This window comes from Actinotalea sp. Marseille-Q4924 (assembly GCF_916618755.1).
GTDB lineage: Bacteria > Actinomycetota > Actinomycetes > Actinomycetales > Cellulomonadaceae > Actinotalea.
This window is the reverse complement of sequence record NZ_CAKAKB010000002.1, coordinates 325,455-343,241: the sequence shown is the minus strand read 5'-3', so window position 1 is coordinate 343,241 and position 17,787 is coordinate 325,455. Positions and strand designations below refer to the sequence as shown.

The window sequence follows — 17,787 nt, the reverse complement described above, 5'->3', positions numbered from 1 at the left end:
CTCCCGGGGTCGTGACGCCCGGGACGTGACCCTGCGCACATGACCGCGCGCGAATCACCGCGAACGCGCACAGAACAGGACAGCGCTCGCGTGCCCGGACCGAGGAGCGGGCGATATCGCGGGTGAAATCCTCAGCATCACGCCATCAGGGCCGACCAGAGGAGGTCAGACCCGACCCGCGCTGGGTCCATCCCGGATGGTGATCATGCGTACGCAGTGGCTCTCTGGCCGTCGCGCTCGGCGGCTCGTCGCGCCGTCGACCGGTCTTCTCCTCGTGGCTCTCGTGGCGGGCACCGCGCCTGCCGCCGGCACGCCTCAGCCGCCCACCACCCCGGCGTCGACCGCACCGGAGGACGTGCTGGTCGCGGACGGGACGCTCGTGCAGGTCGTCACCGACGACCACGACGCTCCTGCCGACGCGGGGATGGTGGTGGACACGCTGGTCGAGGTGGACGGTGCCCTCCTCGAGGTGGCGGACGACGTCGAGCTCCCCTCCGGCCCCACCGGCACGCCGGTCGAGGTCACCATCGTGCCCGGCGAGGCCGCCACGGTCGCCGAGGCCGTCGAGGCGCTCGAGCAGGCACCCGAGGCCCAGGCGACCGACACCCGCATCGCCGAGGTCACGACCGATGCCACGCCGTCCGCGGATCAGGTGGCGGCTGCCGAAGACGCTGCGCCGACGCTCGCGGCCGCGACGACGCGCACGCTCCTGGTCCTGCCCGTCCACTGGACCGCCCCGGACACGACCGCGGCGAACCTGCTCACCCGCGCCAGGGAGACGGCGTCCTACTGGAGCGAGCAGAGCGGTGGCCGCCTCGCGGTCACCGCATCGGCCCGGGACTGGAGGTCGATCCCCGACCCCGGCAGCTGCGACCGCAACAAGATCTTCCAGGCGGCCCTGCAGGCCCACGGCGTGGCCGCACCGTCGGGCACCACGCACGTGCTCGTGTACTTCCCCACGTACGCGCCGTGCGGCGGCTGGGCGGGGATGGCCACGATCGGTGGCGGCATGATCTGGGTGAACGGCTACCCGCTCATGGACGTCTTCGCGCACGAGCTCGGGCACAACCTCGGCCTCGGGCACGCCAACGCCGCGCAGAGCTGCCGCAGCGACGGGGTCGAGGTGTCGCTCGCCGACCTGTCCTCCTGCGACGTGCGTGCCTACGGCGACCAGGCGGACGTCATGGGCATCGCGACCCAGCGACCGTCAGGGAGCCTCAACGCAGCGATGGCCGACCACCTGCAGTTCGCCAAGGTGTCGTGGGTCCGGCCCGGGACCTCCACGACCGTCGACCTGCACCCGATGAGCTCGATCGGCGAGATGCGGTCGGTAGCGGTCCCGGTGGCGCAGGGAGTGCTCTTCGCGGAGTTCCGCCCAGCCACGGGCCGGGACACCCGCGTGCCGGCGTGGGCAGGTGTCCAGGTCCGCCTCCGGACGACGGAGGCCTCCGGCTACCCGGTGACCTACCTGCTCGACATGAAGCCTGAGACCACCACGCCGCTGAGCTCGCCGTCGATGGCCGTCGGCCGGTCGTGGGACATCCCCGCGGTGGGCATGAGGATGACGGTCGTGAGCCAGGGGACGGTCGCCCGCGTCACGGTCACGCCCACGGGCGCGCCGCCCGCGCTGGCCCGCACCACTCAGGACCCCACGGTGTACCTCGTCACGTCCAAGGCCAAGCACCCGGTGCCGAACGCGTCCACGCTGAGGCGTCTGAGCGCCCTGGGCACGGTGGGCACCACGGTGCCGACGGTGCTCGACCCGGTGCCCACCGGCGCCCCGCTGGCGCCCATCGTCAAGGGGCAGGACGGCACCGTGTACCTGGTCGACGGGCCCCACCGCTACCCCTTCCCCAGCTGCGACATGGTGGCCACCTTCGGCCTCTCCTGCACGCAGGCGCAGGTGCTGGACGACGCCCAGATCGCCGCGTTCTACCCCGGCCCGACCCTGACCAACGGGGTCCGGACGCGAAGCGGCCGGCTCTACGGCATCGAGGCCGGTCTCCTGCGGGAGGCCCCCGACACCGCCTCGCTGACCGCGAACGGCTTCGCCGCCGCCCCGATCGAGGTGACGGACGAGGCCCTGGACCACCTGCGCACCGGCGCGCCCGCCCTGCGGCCGGACATGGTGGTGCGCTCCCGGTCGACGGGATCCGCCTTCCTGACCACCGCCGACTCGCTCGTGCCGCTCGCCCGCGGGGTGCACGAGACGACGCCGATGAAGGCGCTGCCCAGCGGCTGGCTCGACTCCGCCGGCCTCCTCGCCGCCTCGTGGAAGCCGACCCTGAACGTCTTCGCCCGGTCCTCCGACGGCGTGACCACGTGGCTCGTCAACGGGTCGACGAAGTCCCAGGTCACGGCACCGGAGGCCGTGGGCGAGGCGCCGGTCCTGTCGGCGGCCGTCCTGAGCCGCTTCACCACGCTGCCGTCGACGCCGGCGCCGGTCCTCGTCAAGAGCCCGGACTCCCCGGCCGTCTACCGGATGGACGAGGGAACCCGACGCTCGATCCCCTCGTGGGACGACGCCGTCCGCCTGGCGGCGATCAGCGGCGGACCCAGGATCTCGACGGTGGACGCCCGTGTCGTCGGGAGCATCCCGCAGGGCGCGGACCAGCTCGGTCCCGCGTCCCTCGTGTACTCCCCCTCGTCACCGGCGGTGTTCCTCGTCGACGGCTACGGCATCAAGCACCGGATCGGGACGTGGGGCCGGATGGCCAACCTGGGGACCGGACCGCTCAACCTACGTCGTGACGTCGACCTCGCCGCCTACCCGACGGCGGCGGGCGCCCCGAAGAACGTCGTCGTCTGCGAGGGCCGCCCGCACCTGGCCTCCGGTGGCGTCCTGTACCCCGTGGCCGCGGACGCCTCCGTGCACTGGGCAGCGGTGCCGTCGACCCCGCTGCAGGACGAGACGTGCGCCAACCTCCGCACGGCCGCGAAGACCGTCGGGCGCTTCCTGCGGCTCCCCGACGGGAACATCTGGTACGTCGACCAGGGTGTCCGGCGTCAGGTGAGCAGCTACAGCCGCTACCTTCAGCTCGGTGGCAACAACCGGGACTGGGTACCCGTGGACAACGACGCCCTAGCCACCATCCCGATCGGTCCGTCCGTCTGATCACGGACACCTCACGGACAGCCGGCGGTCACGCGGCGTCCCTGTCGACAGAGGTCACACCCATGCGTCTCCAGGCCGTTCTTCTCGGCGCCCTCCTCCTGGCGGGACCCGCCGCACCGGCTGCGCCGGCGGCCGCGACGCCGGCGCAGCCGGCAGCGACGAGCCTGCCCGCGTCGTCCACCGGTAGTGCCGTCCCGTCGACGCTCGGTGCCGCCTCCGCCGCCGGACCCGAGGACGGCGTGACGATCCGGGAGCTGCCGATCGCGGTGTCCCAGGTGGAGCCGCTGACGGGCCGGACCCTGCTGCCCCAGGTCGAGGCCGGGACGGTGGTCGCCGAGACGACGGTGCGCGACCGCGTCATGACGCCGGTGATCGACACGGGCGACGTGCAGACGATCGGTCTCACGTGGTCGGCCGCGTCGGACGGCGCTCGTCTCCTCCCGCAGGCCCGGTACCGCACGGGCGGGGACTGGTCGCCGTGGCACCCCCTGGACGCGGGCACCGCTCCCGACGCCGGTACCCCGGACGCCACGACCGGGCTGCGCGGTGGCACGGAACCCCTGTGGATCGGCGAGGCCACCGAGGTCCAGCTCTCCTTCGCCTCCGCGGCGGGAACCGCGCCCGACGACCTCGAGCTCGCGCTCGTCGGCACGCCCGAGGAGACCTCCTCGCAGCCTGTCGAAGCCGCCCTGGCCGCCGGGTCCCGCCGGGTGATCCCCCGGTCCGAGTGGGGCGCGCCCGCGCAGACCTGCACCCCTGACACCGCGGCCGCCCTCAAGGGTGCCGTCGTGCACCACACCGCCGGGTCGAACGCCTACTCCACGGTCGCCGAGGCCATGCAGCAGCTGCGCAACGACGCGCTGTACCACATCCGCACCCGCGGCTGGTGCGACATCGGGTACAACTTCGTCGTCGACAAGTGGGGGAACATCTACGAGGGCCGTGCGCGGAGCCTCGACCTCCCGGTGATCGGCGTCCACGCCGGAGGCTTCAACACCGGGTTCCTCGGCGTCTCCATGCTGGGCACCTACGACGCCGCTCCCCCCCGGGCCGTCCTGGACTCGGTGGGCTACATCATCGGACTGCGCCTCGGGTACTACGGGGTCGACCCCCGCCAGAGCGCGCAGTTCTACACCGCCGGCGGGGAGAACTCGAAGTTCTCCGACCAGACGGTGACCCTGCCGCGCGTGTTCGGGCACCGGGACGTGGCGTACACCGCGTGCCCCGGGAACGGGGGCTACTCCGCCCTGCCGGCGATCCGTGACATCGCTCATTGGACCGCCGCCACGGTGGACCCGCCGGACCTCGTGAGGGAGACCGCGGCGGGACCGACCTACCTGGTCACGTCGACGCACAAGTACCCCGTCAAGGACGCGGACACCCTGCGCATGTTCGGTGCGCTCGGACCCGTGGGCTACGTGTCCAAGGCGTTCCTGGACTCGAAGACCACGGGGGACGTCCTCAGTCGGCTCATCCTGGCCCGGGACACGATGGTGTACCTCGTGGACGGGGTCAACAAGTACCCGTTCGGCAGCTGCGACATGGTCTGGCGATGGGGCTTCTCGTGCTCGCAGGCCAGGCTTCTGGACGACGCGCAGATCGCGGAGTTCACCACCGGGCCCATGATGACCACGGGGGTCCGTGTACCGAGCGGGCGCCACTGGGGGATCGACGCCGGGAAGCGCCGGGAGGCCCCCGATCTCCAGTCGCTCGCGTGGGCGGGCTTCGACGGCGCGCCCATCACGGTGACGGACGACGCCGTGTCGCACCTCGCGGTCGGGCAGCCCGCCGTCCGTCCTGACACGGTCGTGGTGTCGCGGACCTCCGGTCGGCCGTTCCTCGTCGGAGCGGGTCAGCTGGTCCCTATGGCGGACGGGGTGCTCCCGTCCACACCGATCGGGCGCCTCCCGTCCGGGCACCTCGACTCGGCCAGCCTGCTGGCGATGCCGTGGTCGGACGAGCCGCTCGCGCTGTTCGCGGGCTCCGCCACGGGGACCGCGACATGGCTGCTCAACGGGGCGACGAAGTCCCAGATCGCCGACGCCGCGGCGACCGGGAGCCCGCCGCGGCTGTCCACGGCAGTCCTCGACCTCTTCACGACGTCGTCCTCGACGTCCGCTCCCGTCCTCGTCAAGACGCCGGACTCGCCGGCCGTCTACCGCATGGAGCGCAACGTGCGCCGCTCCATCCCGTCGTGGGACGACGCGCTGCGGATCACTGCCGGGAGCGGGGGTCCACGGATCGCCACGGTCGACAGCCGCGTCGTCCGGAGCCTGCCCCAGGGTGCCGACCAGCTGGGCCCGGGCACGCTGGCGTACTCGACGGCGTCAGCCTCGGTGTACCTCATCGACGGCTTCGGCACGAAGCACCACATCGGGAGCTGGGACCGGATGGCCAACCTCGGTACGGGCCCGCTCGTCCTGCGGCGCGAGGCGGACCTCGCCGCCTACACCACCGCACCGGGGACCCCGCAGAACCTCGTCGTGTGCTCCGGGACCAGCTACCTCGCGACCGGCGGTCGCCTCCACCCCGTGGCGGCGTCCGTCGCATCCCACTGGGCGACCGTGCCACGCACCACGCTCGACGCGACCACCTGCGCGAACCTGGTGAGGTCCGGGGTCGCCGTCGGCCGCTTCCTGCGGATGCCCACCGGCGCCATCTGGTACGTGGAGAACGGCACCCGCCGCAACATCACCAGCTACGCCACCTACCGCGCGCTCGGAGGCAACGACCGCGACTGGGTCGCCGTCAACACCGACGCGATCGCCACCATCCCCGTCGGACCGGAGATCTAGTCGCGTCCGTGCAGCACCCGGTCCCACCGCTGCCCCGGCCGCCGGCCGTGTCGGTCCTCTCGGACCGCCGGCACCGTGGAGGATGGAGGGCGGATCAAGGGAGGGGTGCGACCGACGATGCTGCCGCGTGCACAGCTCCGGCCGCTGCTGCGGCGATCGACCTCCGGCGCGCAGGGATGGCCGGTCCTCACGGCTGAGGCTCTCGCCGCGCTGGGTGTCGCGGCGTTCCTCCTTGCGGCTGGTGCCGCACTCCGGCTGGACCCGCTGACCCGGATCGCCCAGGTGAGCATCCTCGCTCGCCTCCAGCTCTCGACCCTCGTCGTCGTCGGTGTGCTGATGGTCCTCCTCCTCGCCGCACGTCGATGGCCTCTCGCGAGCGGCGTGCTCACACGGACGGCGTGGGCCGGGACCTCCGGAGTGGTCTCGGGCGTCGTGGCAGGCGGCCTGGCCGCGGGTCTGCACGGCGCGACCCTGCCGCTGAACGGTCTCCGCGGCGACAGCGGGCAGCTGGTCGGCTGGGCACAGGCCGCCCTCGACGGCGGGTCGACGGTGCCGCCGTCCTACGCGCCTGGCCCCGTGTGGGCGATCACGGCGCTGTCCCGGCTGCTCGACCTCGCGCCGGCCGAGAGCCTGGGCGACCTCCAGGTCCTGGTCACAGCGGTGGTCGGCCCGCTGGCGTACCTCGCCTGGCGGACGGTCGTCTCCTCGCCCGCCGCGGCCGCGATCAGCCTCACCGCGACCGCACCGTTCCTCGACCCCTACAAGCCCTTCACGTCTGTGAGCCTGGTCGTCGCGGTGCCTCTCTTCGTCCGCGTCGTCCGCATGGTCCGGGACGGGCCCGGGGGGTCGTGGTGGCGACAGGCGCTCTGCGCCCTGGCGCTCGGCGCCCTGCTGGGGCTCGTGTTCCTGGTCTACTCCGGCTGGTTCCTCTGGTACGCACCCGGGCTCGCCGTAACCGCCGCCCACGCGTGGTGGAGCGGCCCGCGGGGGCACCGTCCGGTGCTCGTCCTCGCCGGGGTCGCCGTCGGGTTCCTCGGCGTGACGTGGAGCTATCTCTCCGGCGCCCTCGCTGCCGGGCCCGTCGCCGACGACTACCAGTACCAGGACACCCGGAGCGACCCCGCGGTGTTCGCGACGTGGTTCGGTGACTCCCCGGTCGAGCCGCCGCAGACGGTGCAGACCTTCGGCGTGCTCGCGGGCGTGGACGTGGCCACGGTCCTCGTCCTGGTCGGCGCGGGGCTCGCGGTCGCGTGCTGCTGGACGAGCTGGGTGGTCAGGACCCTGATGTGGTGCCTCGCAGGCGCCTGGGTGCTGCGCCTGTGGTACGCGGGGCAGATGGTCGAGACCGGCCTGGTGCAGCTCTACCCGCGGACGAGCACGGTCCTCCTGCACGCCTCGATCGTCATGTCGACGCTGGTCGCCCTCCATCTCCTGCGCGCCGTGCTCCGGTGGGCGCGCACGCGGGGCCACTCCGACAGCAGCGCACTCGCGCGGTACGTCGCCGTCGGCGTCGTCGTGACGGCGCTGCTCTCGGGGTTCCTCGGGTCAGCGACCGCCGACCGCTACCTCCCTCGCGACGACCTCTCGGTCGCCCGGATGGCGTGGCGGGCCCACACCGACTAGGGCCACCGCACAAGCCACGACGTCACCACGTCTCGTAGCCGGTGACCGTCACGACGTAGAAGACGACGGCGACGCCCAGGAGCAGCCAGCCGACCCAGGCACGTCTCGCCGCCACGGCCGTCGCCGCGAGCATCGCCGGGAAGAGCACGAGCCCGTACCGCACCGGCATCCCGAAGTTCGCCCCGTCCACGGCGTACAGCGCCACCCGCAGCGCCGGGCCGGCCAGGAGGAAGGACAGCAGGCCCGCCCGGGCGAACGAGGACTGCAGCGCCGGGACCCCGGAGGCGAACAGGGCGAGGGCGACCAGCCCGCCGACGAGGATCCAGGAGACGGTCTCACCGTGGATCGTCAGCGGGCTCCCTGCGCTCCAGGCGGGCGGGTACGTCGCGTTCGGACCCACCACGACGCCGCGGATGAACGCCGTGCTGTCGTACAGCACGGCGTAGACACCGAGCGGGGGTGCCTCGAGGCCCTGACCGGGTGCCGGACCCAGTGCGGTCGCGGCCCTGAGCGCCATCCAGACCACCTGGGGCACGATCCCCGCGAACAGGGCACCGACGGCCCAGGCCACCGCCTGCACGGGCTTGCGGGAACGGTCCCCGTCGCGCCGACGCCTCAGCGCCACGATGAGCAGCAGCAGGACGACGAGACCACCGGTCAGGGCGTTCTGCGCCTTCACGCTCCCGACGACGAGCGCAGCCGCCACCATCCACGCAGGATGCAGTCGCTCACGCACCACCTGGACAGCGACGAGCATGACCACTGCTCCCGCCAGGATGTTGAGCGCGTCGGGCGTGACGAAGGTCGCCACCCATCGCGTGTGCGGCGCCACCAGTCCGAGGACCGCGACCGCGGCCGCGGCGACCCGCGAGGCCCCGAGCGTGCGGCAGAGCGCGACCACGGCGGTCAGGCCGAGGCCGACCCACGCCGCGCTGGTGACCCGCGCGGCGGACAGGAGGTCGTCGACCGGCGTCAGGACCTGCACGGCGCGGGTGAGGCTGGCCGTGACGAAGTAGTAGGTCGGCGGGTGGATGTCCGCACTCGTCCGGCCCCCTTCCCAGGGGACGTTCTCCCGCGAGTAGGGACCACCGCAGGGCGATCCCATGAGCGCCCCTTCGACGCCCCGGCAGCTGAGCACCTCGAGGGCGTACTGGTCGACCAGCTCGCCTCGCTGCGCGACGTTCCCGCGCGTCGCCTTGTCGACCGCGTCGATGTAGACGTACTCGTCCGCCCTCGACATCGTCGTGGTGTCCGCGATGTACGGCGCGGCGAGCCCGGCGGAGGCGCCGACGAGGAGCACGGCCGTCACGAGCCACCGCACCCAGGCGGGCCAGCGCTCGACGACGTGCCCCAGCGGCCCGGTTGCGGGTCGGCGCCTGGCGCCCCGACCCTTGGCACCCTCGGCGCCGCGGTGCGGTCTCTCGGTGATGCCCGGGGCCACAGCCGGATCTGTGTGCATGTCCTCGTCCCTCTCAGCGCGCTGACCGGCGGACGCCAGGTCCGAGGCGAGCGGCGCGACCGCCCGACCTGCCGTCCCCTGCCGGCGGCGACCGTGACGGCGCCGCGCCGGAACGCCCCGGGCGCACGACTGAGCGCCCGACGGCGCCTGTAGTATGCCAGCGATGAACGACGAGACCGTGGGGCCCGCGCGAGCCCCCGAGGCGAACCGCGACGCGTGGCTCGTCGTCCCCCTCTACAACGAGGCGACGGTCATCCGGGACGTCGTCAGTCAGGCGCGGGCGACCTTCCCCAACGTGGTGTGCGTGGACGACGGCTCCGGTGATCGCTCGGCTGCCGAGGCCGCCGCGGCCGGTGCGGTCGTCGTCAGCCACCCGATCAACCTCGGTCAGGGTGCGGCGATCCAGACCGGCCTCACGTACGCCCTCGCGCAGCCCGGCGCCGAGTACTTCGTGACCTTCGACTCCGACGGGCAGCACCAGGTCGAGGACGCCCTCGCGATGGTCGAGCGGCTGCGTGCGGGCGAGGCCGACGTGATCTTCGGCTCCCGCTTCCTCGACGCACGGACACGGCCCGGGGCGATCAAGCGGGTCGTGCTGCGGCTCGCCGTCCTCTTCTCGAACCTCACCTCCGGCGTCCGCCTCACCGACGCCCACAACGGCCTGCGTGCCTTCAACCGGACGGCGGCGGCCTCCCTGCGCATCCGGCAGAACCGCATGGCGCACGCCTCGGAGATCGTCGAGCAGGTCGGCCGTGCCCGGCTGTCGTACGCAGAGCACCCCGTGCACATCCTCTACACCGACTACTCGCGCTCGAAGGGCCAGTCGGTCCTCAACTCGGTCAACATCCTGACCGAGATGATGTACCGGTGACACAGTCATGATCAAAATTGTTCTGCTCATCGGTATCGGCCTGGTCGGCCTGCTGAGCCTGCGGATCCCTCGCGGGTCTCGCCACCAGGCCCTGCGGCGGGTCGCTCTCCTCGGCTTCATCGCCTTCGCAGCGGCATCCGTGCTCTTCCCCGACGTCTGGAACGCGCTGGCGAGGATCGTCGGGGTGGGTCGCGGGACCGACCTGCTCCTCTACGTCCTCATCATCGCGTTCCTCGGGTACATGGCGACGTCCTACCTGCGGTTCCGGGAGATGGAGAGCCAGGTCACGCAGCTCGCTCGTCGCATCGCCCTGGACGAGGCAGGGTGGAAGGTCGAGGGCGTCCGCCCCGCCGTGTCGCCCGGCGATGCGGCAGCGCGCGATGAGTGACGCAGTGGCGCCGGCCGACGCCATGGCGCCGGGGCTCTCCCCCGCTCGCGACCCGGAGCGGCAGCGGCAGGCGCGCCTGGCCGCTCTGGCGGACCAGCCGCTGAAGCCCGTCGGTCCCCCGCGCGGTGCCCTCGCCGGTGCCGTCGCCTCGGTCCGGTCGGTCTGGCAGTACCGCGAGCTCCTTCAGCTCCTCGTCCGTCGAGAGGTCCGGGCGAGGTACAAGAACAGCACGCTGGGCTTCGCGTGGAGCCTGCTCAAGCCCATCGCCCAGCTGGCGGTCTACTTCCTCATCGTCGGCGAGGTGCTGGGCGTCGCCCGCGGGATCCCCGACTTCGGGATCTTCGTCTTCAGCGGCCTGGTCCTCTGGGGGTTGTTCAACGAGATCGTCAGCGGTGGCACCGGGTCGGTGGTCGCGAACTCGGGGCTGGTCAAGAAGGTCTACTTCCCGCGCGAGATCTTCCCGCTCAGCACGGTCGGCTCGGCGCTGGTGAACTTCGGCATCCAGGTCGTGGTCCTGTTCATCGGCACGGTCCTCGTCGGGGCGGTCCCGTTCACGCCGACGGTGCTCTACGTCGTCCCGGCCGTTCTCCTCGTCGTGGTCCTCGGGCTCGCGCTGGCCACCCTCCTGGGGGCGCTCAACGTCTATCTCCGGGACATCCAGCACCTGGTCGAGATCGTCATCCTGCTGCTCTTCTGGGCCTCACCGATCGTGTACTCGTACAGCTACGTGAACGAGTACCTCGGCGGTGGCTGGATCGAGCAGGTCTACCTCTCCAACCCCGTCACCATCGCCATCATGGCGTTCCAGAAGGGCGTCTGGCTGGCGGGCGCGGACCAGCCGTTCCCCGCCGACCTGCCCCTGCGGCTCGGTATCGCCCTCCTCGCGTCGCTCGTGCTCCTGTGGGTCGCTCAGCGCCTCTTCGCCCGACTGGAGGGCAACTTTGCCCAGGAGCTCTGACGCCGGCTCGCCCCCGATCGTGGTGGTCGACTCGGTGAGCAAGCGGTTCACGCTGCACAAGGACAAGTCGCTCAAGGAGCGGATGGTGAGCAGCGTCCGGCGCACCCGCGTCACGGACGACTTCTGGGCGCTGCAGGACGTCGACGTCACCATCGACGCAGGGACCACGGTGGGCCTGATCGGGGCCAACGGCTCGGGCAAGAGCACGCTGCTCAAGGTCATGGGGGCGATCCTGCAGCCGACGACCGGCACCGTGCAGCGCCGGGGCCGCCTCGCGGCCCTGCTCGAGCTCGGCGCCGGTTTCCACCCCGACCTCACCGGGCGCGAGAACGTCTACCTCAACGCGGCCATCCTCGGCATGACGCGCGCGGAGACCGCCCGGCACATCGACGCGATCATCGACTTCTCCGGCATCGAGAAGTTCATCGACACCCAGGTGAAGTTCTACTCGTCCGGCATGTACGTGCGCCTCGCGTTCGCCGTCGCCATCCACGTCGACCCCGACCTGCTTCTCGTGGACGAGGTGCTGGCCGTCGGCGACGAGCCGTTCCAGCGCAAGTGCATGGACAAGATCCGCAGCTTCCAGGCGGAGGGGCGGACGATCGTGCTCGTGTCCCACTCCGCCGACCAGGTCGGCGACCTCTGCGATCGGGCCGTGCTGCTGCAGCACGGTCGGGTCGCCTTCGACGGCGCACCCGCCCAGGCCCTCCGCGCCCTCCGGGACGGCTTCGAGGAGGCGCGCGTCGAGGAGGAGGTCGAGCACCACGTCCCGGAGGCCACGGCGCACATCACCTCGGCGGTCCTCCTGGATGCCGCCGGCCGGGCGACCGACCGGATCCGCACGGGGGACGCGGTCACGATCCGGCTCCATGTCGAGCCGCGCGTGCCCGTGGTCGACTGGCTGGCCGCGGTCTCGATCGAGACGACGCTGGGCCACTCCATCTTCCGGTTCAACTCCAGGACGGCGGACGTCGAGCTGGGTGAGCTCCGTGAGGCGCGGACCGTCGACTTCACCTTCCCCAGCCTCCCGCTGGGCGAGGGCCAGTACGTCGTCAACGTCGGCATCGGCGAGCCGTCCGGGGCGACGCTCCACCGCATCCCGCACGCGATCACCCTCAGCGTCGACGGCCCGCACGTCGGGACCGGCGTCCTCGGGGTCGAGCCGGCCGTCGTCACCGCCTCAGCCTGATCCTGCGGCTGCCGGCCGCCCCGACGGACCGACGGACGTCTCAGCCCGGCGCACCGCCGCCACGGGCGTGCCGCCATGCCGTCACGGCGCTCTCGAGCGTCCGGTCGAGCTCGGCCTCGGACCGCCATCCGAGGACGTCACCGATGCGCCCGGCCGCGGCCACGACCGCCGCCGGGTCGCCCGGACGCCGCGGCCGGACGACCGGCGCCTGGTCGCTGCCGGCGAGTCGCGTCAGCGTCGTCACGACCTCGAGGACGCTGGCACCCCGTCCGGTCCCCACGTTGAGGACGTCGAACCCGGAGACGGTCTCGTCCGCCAGGTGGTCGAGAGCGGCGACGTGAGCGCGGGCCAGGTCGAGGACGTGCACGAAGTCACGCACGCACGAGCCGTCGGCCGTGGGGTAGTCGGTCCCGAAGACGAGCGGTGGTCGGCCCTCCTCCAGTCGCTCGAGCACCATGGTGACGAGGTTGAGGACCGCCGGGTCGCCGAGGTCGTCCCACCCGGCGCCGGCGACGTTGAAGTACCGGAGCGCCAGCGCACCGCGGAGCACGCCGGCGACGACGGCGTCCCGGACGAGCCACTCACCGACGAGCTTCGTCGTCCCGTAGGGGTTGACGGGCAGTGCGGGGGCGGACTCCGGGACCAGTCCGTCCGCGGGCTCGCCGTACACGGCGGCCGAGGAGGAGAACACGAGGCGATCCGCGCCGGAGCGCTCCATCGCCATCACCACGTTCGCCAGGCCGCTGACGTTCTGCTGGTAGTACCAGGCCGGGCGCATCACGGACTCGTCGACGCGCTTCTTCGCTGCGAAGTGGATGACGGCACGGATGCCGTGCGACGACATCGTCTCGGCGAGCTCAGGGACCGCATCGCTCTGCGCGACGTCGAGCCGGAGCAGCGCGGCCCCGTCGACCCGCGCGGCGTCACCGGTCGACAGGTCGTCGACGACGACGCAGGGCGTGCCGCGCTCGGCGAGCAGTCGGACGACGTGCGACCCGATGTAGCCCGCGCCCCCGGTGACCAGGACCGTCATCCGACGGTTCCCGGCGATCCGGGCTGGTCGGCGGGAACGGCCGCTGCCGCTTCGAGCTCGGCCACGCGCGCCGCCAACCTGTCCGCCTCGTCGTGCCACACGCGCTCGCCACGCTCGGCGGTGAGCACCCGCAGGTACAGCTGGTGCAGCACGGAGTCCCGGTTGTGGATGACGCCCTCCCGCTGGCTCGACGTCAGCCTCTCCGACTGGAGCTCCGACGACACCGGTGCCGACCTCGGCACCGACCGGTGTCCTGCGCGATGGCGGATGGCCGCCGCGTAGTCCGCGTAGGCGGCTCGGACGGCGGCCTTGTCCGCGGCGACGAGCCCGGCCAGGTCCACCTCACCCGCCTCGATCTCCTCCAGCGCGGCCCGCAGCTCGGCGCAGGAGCGGAAGACCAGCCGCTGCAGACCCCGGTCCGAGAAGTAGTTCCAGACCTTCTCCTGGTGGACGGTGGCGAACGGCACGCTCTGGGAGTACGCGAACAACGACGCGTGCAGGGACGACGTCACCACGTACGTCAGGCCGCCGATCGCCCCGTGCAGCTCGAGCGGCGACAGCCTCGGCAGGAAGGTCGCGTTCGTCCGGTCGAACGGGACGGCGCGCATGAAGCTGTCGTCGTAGTTGTAGTGCGTGAAGGGGATGAAGACCTTCTTGTGAGGGATGGCGTCGATCAGCTCCACGAGGTCCGGGCACAGCGCGAGCGTGTGCGGGACCACGTGGACGCCCACCACGGGCTCCCCGTCCTCGACGCCGGGGATCCGGTACGGAGCGCTCTCCATGGTCGTGGTGGTGTCGGGCACCACCCGGACGTCGTCGACGTACCGGGACAGGACCTCCGCCTCGACGCTCGACCTCGCGCTCACCACCGCGTAGTCCTTGAACAGCTCCAGGCCCTCGGCGGCCTGCCAGACCCCGGCGGAGTTCAGCACCGTGCCCCCGGCGAGGCGGAAGACGTCGTAGAACGCGTCACCGATCGGTCGGATCAGCTCGCCGCCGCCCACCACGACGGCATCGACCGAGTCGGTGGCGGGCGCGAAGGGGTCCAGGACGGTGACGTCCGCCAGTCCGTGGCGCGCGAGCTCCTGGGCGCCGGCGATCCCGATCGCGATGTCGCCGGTGTTCGCGCTGACGGAGTCGTAGAGCAGCCCCACCCGGGGGACCGCCGTGCCAGGGGCGTCTTCGCTCATGATCGTTCACCGTTCTGCGCAGTGGCCGTGGGTGCCTGCTCCGCGCCGACGGATCGCGGTGGCGCCGGGGCGAGAGCTCCCCTGCGGACGCCGCGCCACTTCTGCAGATGGAAGAGCGGGTTCACGACGAGGTAGTAGGCCTTGCGACGCGGCGAGAACCCCCGGTCCCGCACCAGCCGTGCTGTGTCCCTCACCACGCCACGCAGAATCATACGAGCGACCACGCCGTACGACGGCACCGCGACGTCGATGCCGACCTCCCGCAGCCCCTGCGTCTCCTCGAACATCCGGTCGTCGTACTCGCGCAGCGTCAGGTCGTTCGAGTGGACGACCACGGCGCGCGGCGCGTAGGCCTTCAGGTAGCCGGCTCGGACGACGTCCCGACCGAGGAGCTGGTCCTCGGCGTAGGAGACGTCGCGGTAGGGGATCTCACCGGTCAGGAGGTCGCGTCGCGCCGCCGAGCACACGTCGGAGTAGAACGCGACGGCGTTCGCGACGGCCTCGGACGTCACGAAGTCGTCGTGGTAGAAGAGGCTCGTGCCGAAGTCGGGGCCGAACCCCTCGAAGACGCTCTGGATCTCGTACTTCAGCAAGGGGAAGCACCCCGGGCGCGCGACCTGCTTCCCCATGACGGCCGCGACGCGCTCGTTGAGCTCGAACGGCTTGAGCATCTCGTAGAGCCACCGGTCGTGCGCGGGCACCGCGTCGTGCGTCAGGTAGACCACCACCCGCCCCCGCGCGAGATGGGCCGCCAGGTTCCGCGTGCGGCCGTGACCGAACTCGTGGTTCGGGAGGCTGTGCACCCGCACGGACGGATGCCGGGCGACGATGTCCAGGGTGGCGTCGGTGGAGCCGGAGTCGACGACCAGGACCTCGAAGGGCTCCTCGAGACGTTGGCAGGAGAGGGCGTCGAGGATGTCGCCGATGTAGCGCTCCCCGTTGTACGTGAGGATCACCACCGTCGCGGCCGGCGCGTCCTGCGTCGGCCGGGCATCAGGGGACAGCTCGGTGGCCTCGCTCACGCGGAGTCACCCGCGATCTCGGCCCAGGTGCGGCGCATGCCGTCCTCCAGGGATGTCAGGGGCCGGGTCCCGAACTCGGCGGCGAACCGGCTCGTGTCGAGCACCACGTGGTCCACGAACGTCGACGGGACAGGGGTCGTCTCCACCAGCGGCTGCCGGCCCGTCACGGAGGTCACCAGCCGGACGACCTCTCGCAGCGAGGTGCCGAGCCCGCTGCCGAGGTTGTACAGCTCGTGCTGCGTGCCGTCGCTCACGGCGTGAGCCACCATCTCCGCCATGTCCTCCACGTAGAGGTAGTCACGGATCATGGAGCCGTCGCCGTAGACGCGGAGCGGGCGGCCCAGGGCCACGTTGCGCAGGAAGATCGGGATGACGCCCTGGCGCTTGGCGGGGTTCTGCCGAGGTCCGTAGGGGTTGGAGATCCTGAAGCTCGTCGAGTCGAGCCCGTGCTTCCTGCGGAAGTAGCGGAGGTACCCCTCGATGGTCTGCTTGCCGATCGAGTACGGGGAGACCGGGACGGTCACGTCCTCCTCACGGAAGGTCGTCCGCTCCTGGTCGCCGTAGATCGCGCCACCGGTCGAGGCGAAGTAGACCTTGCCGACCCCGGCCTCCACGCACGCGGCGAACAGCTCCACGCTGGCCAGCACGTTGGTCCGGATGTCGAGGGTGGGGTCGTCCTCGGCGGACGCGGGGTCCGTGGTGGAGAGGAAGTGCAGCACGACGTCGCGACCGGCCACCGCTCCGCGGACGTCGGCGGCGTTGAGGAAGTCACCGGGGATGACGTCCACGCCCTCCTCCGAGAACTGCACGGGTTGCACGCCGAACCGGTCGAACGCGGCGACGTGGTGGCCCCGGCGACGCAGCGAGTCGACGACGTGGGACCCCAGGAACCCGTTGCCTCCGATGACCAGGCAGTCAGCCACGGGCCACGGCCTCCAGCGCGTCGAGGAACTGCCGACCGGACGCGCCCCATCCCGATCCGACGACGCTCTGCGACGCGGCGGCGGAGTGCTCGGCCAGGTCCTGCCGGTCGAGGACCTCGGCCATCTTCCGCGCGAGGGCGGCCGGAGAGGCCTGGGCGTACTCGATGAACGGGTTGTCCGTCACCAGGCGGTTGTTCTCGCCCTCGTTCATCACGGGGATCACCCCGGCCGCCAGCAGCTCGAGCGGCATGAGGGAGAGGTTCGTCAGCGAGAGGACGAGACCGACGCCGCACCGGTTGTAGAGGTCGTTGAGCTGCGAGACCGGCATCGCACCGTGGTCCACGTGGGGGAAGGACAGGCGGTAGCTCGACACGTCCCATCCCGCCAGGTGGATCGTGAGGTCCGGCCGCAGGCGCGCCAGGTGCTCCAGCGTGAGGACGCCGAGCTCGAAGCCGCGTCGCGTCGTCACCGGTCGGGCGTAGAAGAACACGTCCTGACGACGGTCCCGGTTCGTCAGGTGGTACGTGCTGGTGTCCGCGGCGAAGTCGAAGTGGGCGGTCGGCATGCCGTAGTCACGAGCGAGCTTCGCGGCGAGCCACCGACCGGCCGTGATGCCGTGGAAGCCGAACCGGTAGGTGTTCTCCGCGAGGGTGTGCTCGGTGCCGACCGGGTAGAACGCCGGCTCGAAGTCCTGGACGAAGTACGCGCGGCGAGCGGTCGACGGGTCGAGGAAGGCCGGGTAGGCCGTCTCCCACCCTGTCGCCAGGATGATGTCCGTGTCCTGCGCCACCTGCTGCTTGTCATAGGCGACGAACCGCGCGTCGACGTCCGGGTACGAGCTGCTCCGCCGGATGATCTCCCGGAGGTACGGCGCGTCGATGTCGTGCGCCGCCGAGTGGTAGAGGTACACGGTCGCGCGGTGCCCCGCGTCCTCGAGGAACTTGATGAAGCGGAAGATGTTCTGGTGCCCTCCGCTGGACTCCCCCGGCGGGTGCATGAGCCACGCGGTCGAGAGCTTCTCGCTCACGACGGCCCTGGGCGTCGCGCGCCAGGCAGGGTCCTGGGTCCAGTCCACCGACGCGGCGTCCTCGTAGCGCACCAGCATCCGGATCTCGTCCGCGCAGTCGACAGCAGGTTCCGGGAACCTCCGCTGGAGAACGGTGAGGACCTTGGAGATCAGGGCCCTCGGACCCTGCTCCCTGAGGAGGCGGAGTCCACGTG

The 17,787-nt window shown here is 71.7% G+C and carries 13 protein-coding genes; 7 read left to right on the top strand and 6 right to left on the bottom strand.

What is annotated here, in order from left to right:
• Positions 1-205: 205 nt before the first annotated feature.
• The 3 genes from LG379_RS05830 to LG379_RS05820 all read left to right on the top strand — a co-directional run bounded on the left by LG379_RS05830 (position 206) and on the right by LG379_RS05820 (position 7,533).
• Positions 206-3,115, top strand: a complete 2,910-nt coding sequence (locus LG379_RS05830) for a M66 family metalloprotease (RefSeq protein WP_225753646.1) — start codon at positions 206-208, stop codon at positions 3,113-3,115.
• A 62-nt stretch (positions 3,116-3,177) separates the two neighbouring features.
• Positions 3,178-5,910, top strand: a complete 2,733-nt coding sequence (locus LG379_RS05825; RefSeq protein ID WP_225753645.1) for an N-acetylmuramoyl-L-alanine amidase — start codon at positions 3,178-3,180, stop codon at positions 5,908-5,910.
• Between the two features lie 117 nt (positions 5,911-6,027).
• A complete protein-coding gene (locus LG379_RS05820) occupies positions 6,028-7,533 on the top strand; it encodes a hypothetical protein (RefSeq protein WP_225753644.1) in 1,506 nt (501 codons plus the stop codon).
• Between the two features lie 22 nt (positions 7,534-7,555).
• Here LG379_RS05820 and LG379_RS05815 read toward each other — a convergent pair whose 3' ends face one another.
• Positions 7,556-8,992, bottom strand: a complete 1,437-nt coding sequence (locus LG379_RS05815; protein ID WP_225753643.1) for a hypothetical protein — start codon at positions 8,990-8,992, stop codon at positions 7,556-7,558.
• Positions 8,993-9,155: 163 nt separating this feature from the next.
• On the opposite strand from LG379_RS05815, the gene LG379_RS05810 reads away from it, so the two are divergent.
• From LG379_RS05810 to LG379_RS05795, 4 genes are read left to right on the top strand one after another with little or no spacing between them, the layout of a single operon-like run.
• The gene (locus tag LG379_RS05810; protein WP_225753642.1) at positions 9,156-9,863 is read left to right on the top strand and encodes a glycosyltransferase family 2 protein; all 708 of its coding nucleotides are present in this window, start codon (positions 9,156-9,158) and stop codon (positions 9,861-9,863) included.
• A 7-nt stretch (positions 9,864-9,870) separates the two neighbouring features.
• Complete coding sequence (locus LG379_RS05805) at positions 9,871-10,251, top strand: DUF2304 domain-containing protein (protein ID WP_225753641.1); 381 nt, start codon at positions 9,871-9,873, stop codon at positions 10,249-10,251.
• Positions 10,244-11,209: an ABC transporter permease gene (locus LG379_RS05800; RefSeq protein WP_225753640.1), complete on the top strand. Its 966-nt coding sequence runs from the start codon at positions 10,244-10,246 to the stop codon at positions 11,207-11,209. Before LG379_RS05805 ends, LG379_RS05800 begins: the two co-directional genes overlap by 8 nt.
• Positions 11,210-11,243: 34 nt before the next feature.
• Positions 11,244-12,398, top strand: coding sequence for an ABC transporter ATP-binding protein (locus LG379_RS05795; protein WP_225753639.1), 1,155 nt, complete (start codon positions 11,244-11,246; stop codon positions 12,396-12,398).
• Between the two features lie 40 nt (positions 12,399-12,438).
• On the opposite strand, the gene galE is transcribed toward LG379_RS05795, so the two are convergent.
• The 5 genes from galE to LG379_RS05770 are packed head-to-tail and all read right to left on the bottom strand — an operon-like array spanning position 12,439 to position 17,671.
• Positions 12,439-13,431, bottom strand: coding sequence for a UDP-glucose 4-epimerase GalE (galE, locus tag LG379_RS05790; protein ID WP_225753638.1), 993 nt, complete (start codon positions 13,429-13,431; stop codon positions 12,439-12,441).
• Positions 13,428-14,621: a polysaccharide pyruvyl transferase family protein gene (locus LG379_RS05785; RefSeq protein ID WP_225753637.1), complete on the bottom strand. Its 1,194-nt coding sequence runs from the start codon at positions 14,619-14,621 to the stop codon at positions 13,428-13,430. The genes galE and LG379_RS05785 overlap by 4 nt, the downstream gene beginning before the upstream one ends.
• The gene (locus tag LG379_RS05780; protein ID WP_225753636.1) at positions 14,618-15,643 is read right to left on the bottom strand and encodes a glycosyltransferase family A protein; all 1,026 of its coding nucleotides are present in this window, start codon (positions 15,641-15,643) and stop codon (positions 14,618-14,620) included. Before LG379_RS05780 ends, LG379_RS05785 begins: the two co-directional genes overlap by 4 nt.
• Positions 15,640-16,566, bottom strand: a complete 927-nt coding sequence (locus tag LG379_RS05775; RefSeq protein ID WP_225753635.1) for an NAD-dependent epimerase/dehydratase family protein — start codon at positions 16,564-16,566, stop codon at positions 15,640-15,642. Before LG379_RS05775 ends, LG379_RS05780 begins: the two co-directional genes overlap by 4 nt.
• Positions 16,559-17,671 carry a glycosyltransferase family 1 protein gene (locus LG379_RS05770; RefSeq protein WP_225753634.1) on the bottom strand — a complete coding sequence of 371 codons (1,113 nt, stop codon included), beginning with the start codon at positions 17,669-17,671 and terminating at the stop codon, positions 16,559-16,561. Before LG379_RS05770 ends, LG379_RS05775 begins: the two co-directional genes overlap by 8 nt.
• Positions 17,672-17,787 lie beyond the last annotated feature (116 nt).

Coding starts and splice junctions, on each gene's coding strand:
- LG379_RS05815 (WP_225753643.1), bottom strand. CDS start 8,992: ATGCACACAGATCCGGCTGTGGCCCCGGGCATCACCGAGAGACCGCAC.
- LG379_RS05810 (WP_225753642.1), top strand. CDS start 9,156: ATGAACGACGAGACCGTGGGGCCCGCGCGAGCCCCCGAGGCGAACCGC.
- LG379_RS05820 (WP_225753644.1), top strand. CDS start 6,028: ATGCTGCCGCGTGCACAGCTCCGGCCGCTGCTGCGGCGATCGACCTCC.
- LG379_RS05825 (WP_225753645.1), top strand. CDS start 3,178: ATGCGTCTCCAGGCCGTTCTTCTCGGCGCCCTCCTCCTGGCGGGACCC.
- galE (WP_225753638.1), bottom strand. CDS start 13,431: ATGACGGTCCTGGTCACCGGGGGCGCGGGCTACATCGGGTCGCACGTC.
- LG379_RS05805 (WP_225753641.1), top strand. CDS start 9,871: ATGATCAAAATTGTTCTGCTCATCGGTATCGGCCTGGTCGGCCTGCTG.
- LG379_RS05785 (WP_225753637.1), bottom strand. CDS start 14,621: ATGAGCGAAGACGCCCCTGGCACGGCGGTCCCCCGGGTGGGGCTGCTC.
- LG379_RS05800 (WP_225753640.1), top strand. CDS start 10,244: ATGAGTGACGCAGTGGCGCCGGCCGACGCCATGGCGCCGGGGCTCTCC.
- LG379_RS05770 (WP_225753634.1), bottom strand. CDS start 17,671: ATGCTGGTGCGCTACGAGGACGCCGCGTCGGTGGACTGGACCCAGGAC.
- LG379_RS05830 (WP_225753646.1), top strand. CDS start 206: ATGCGTACGCAGTGGCTCTCTGGCCGTCGCGCTCGGCGGCTCGTCGCG.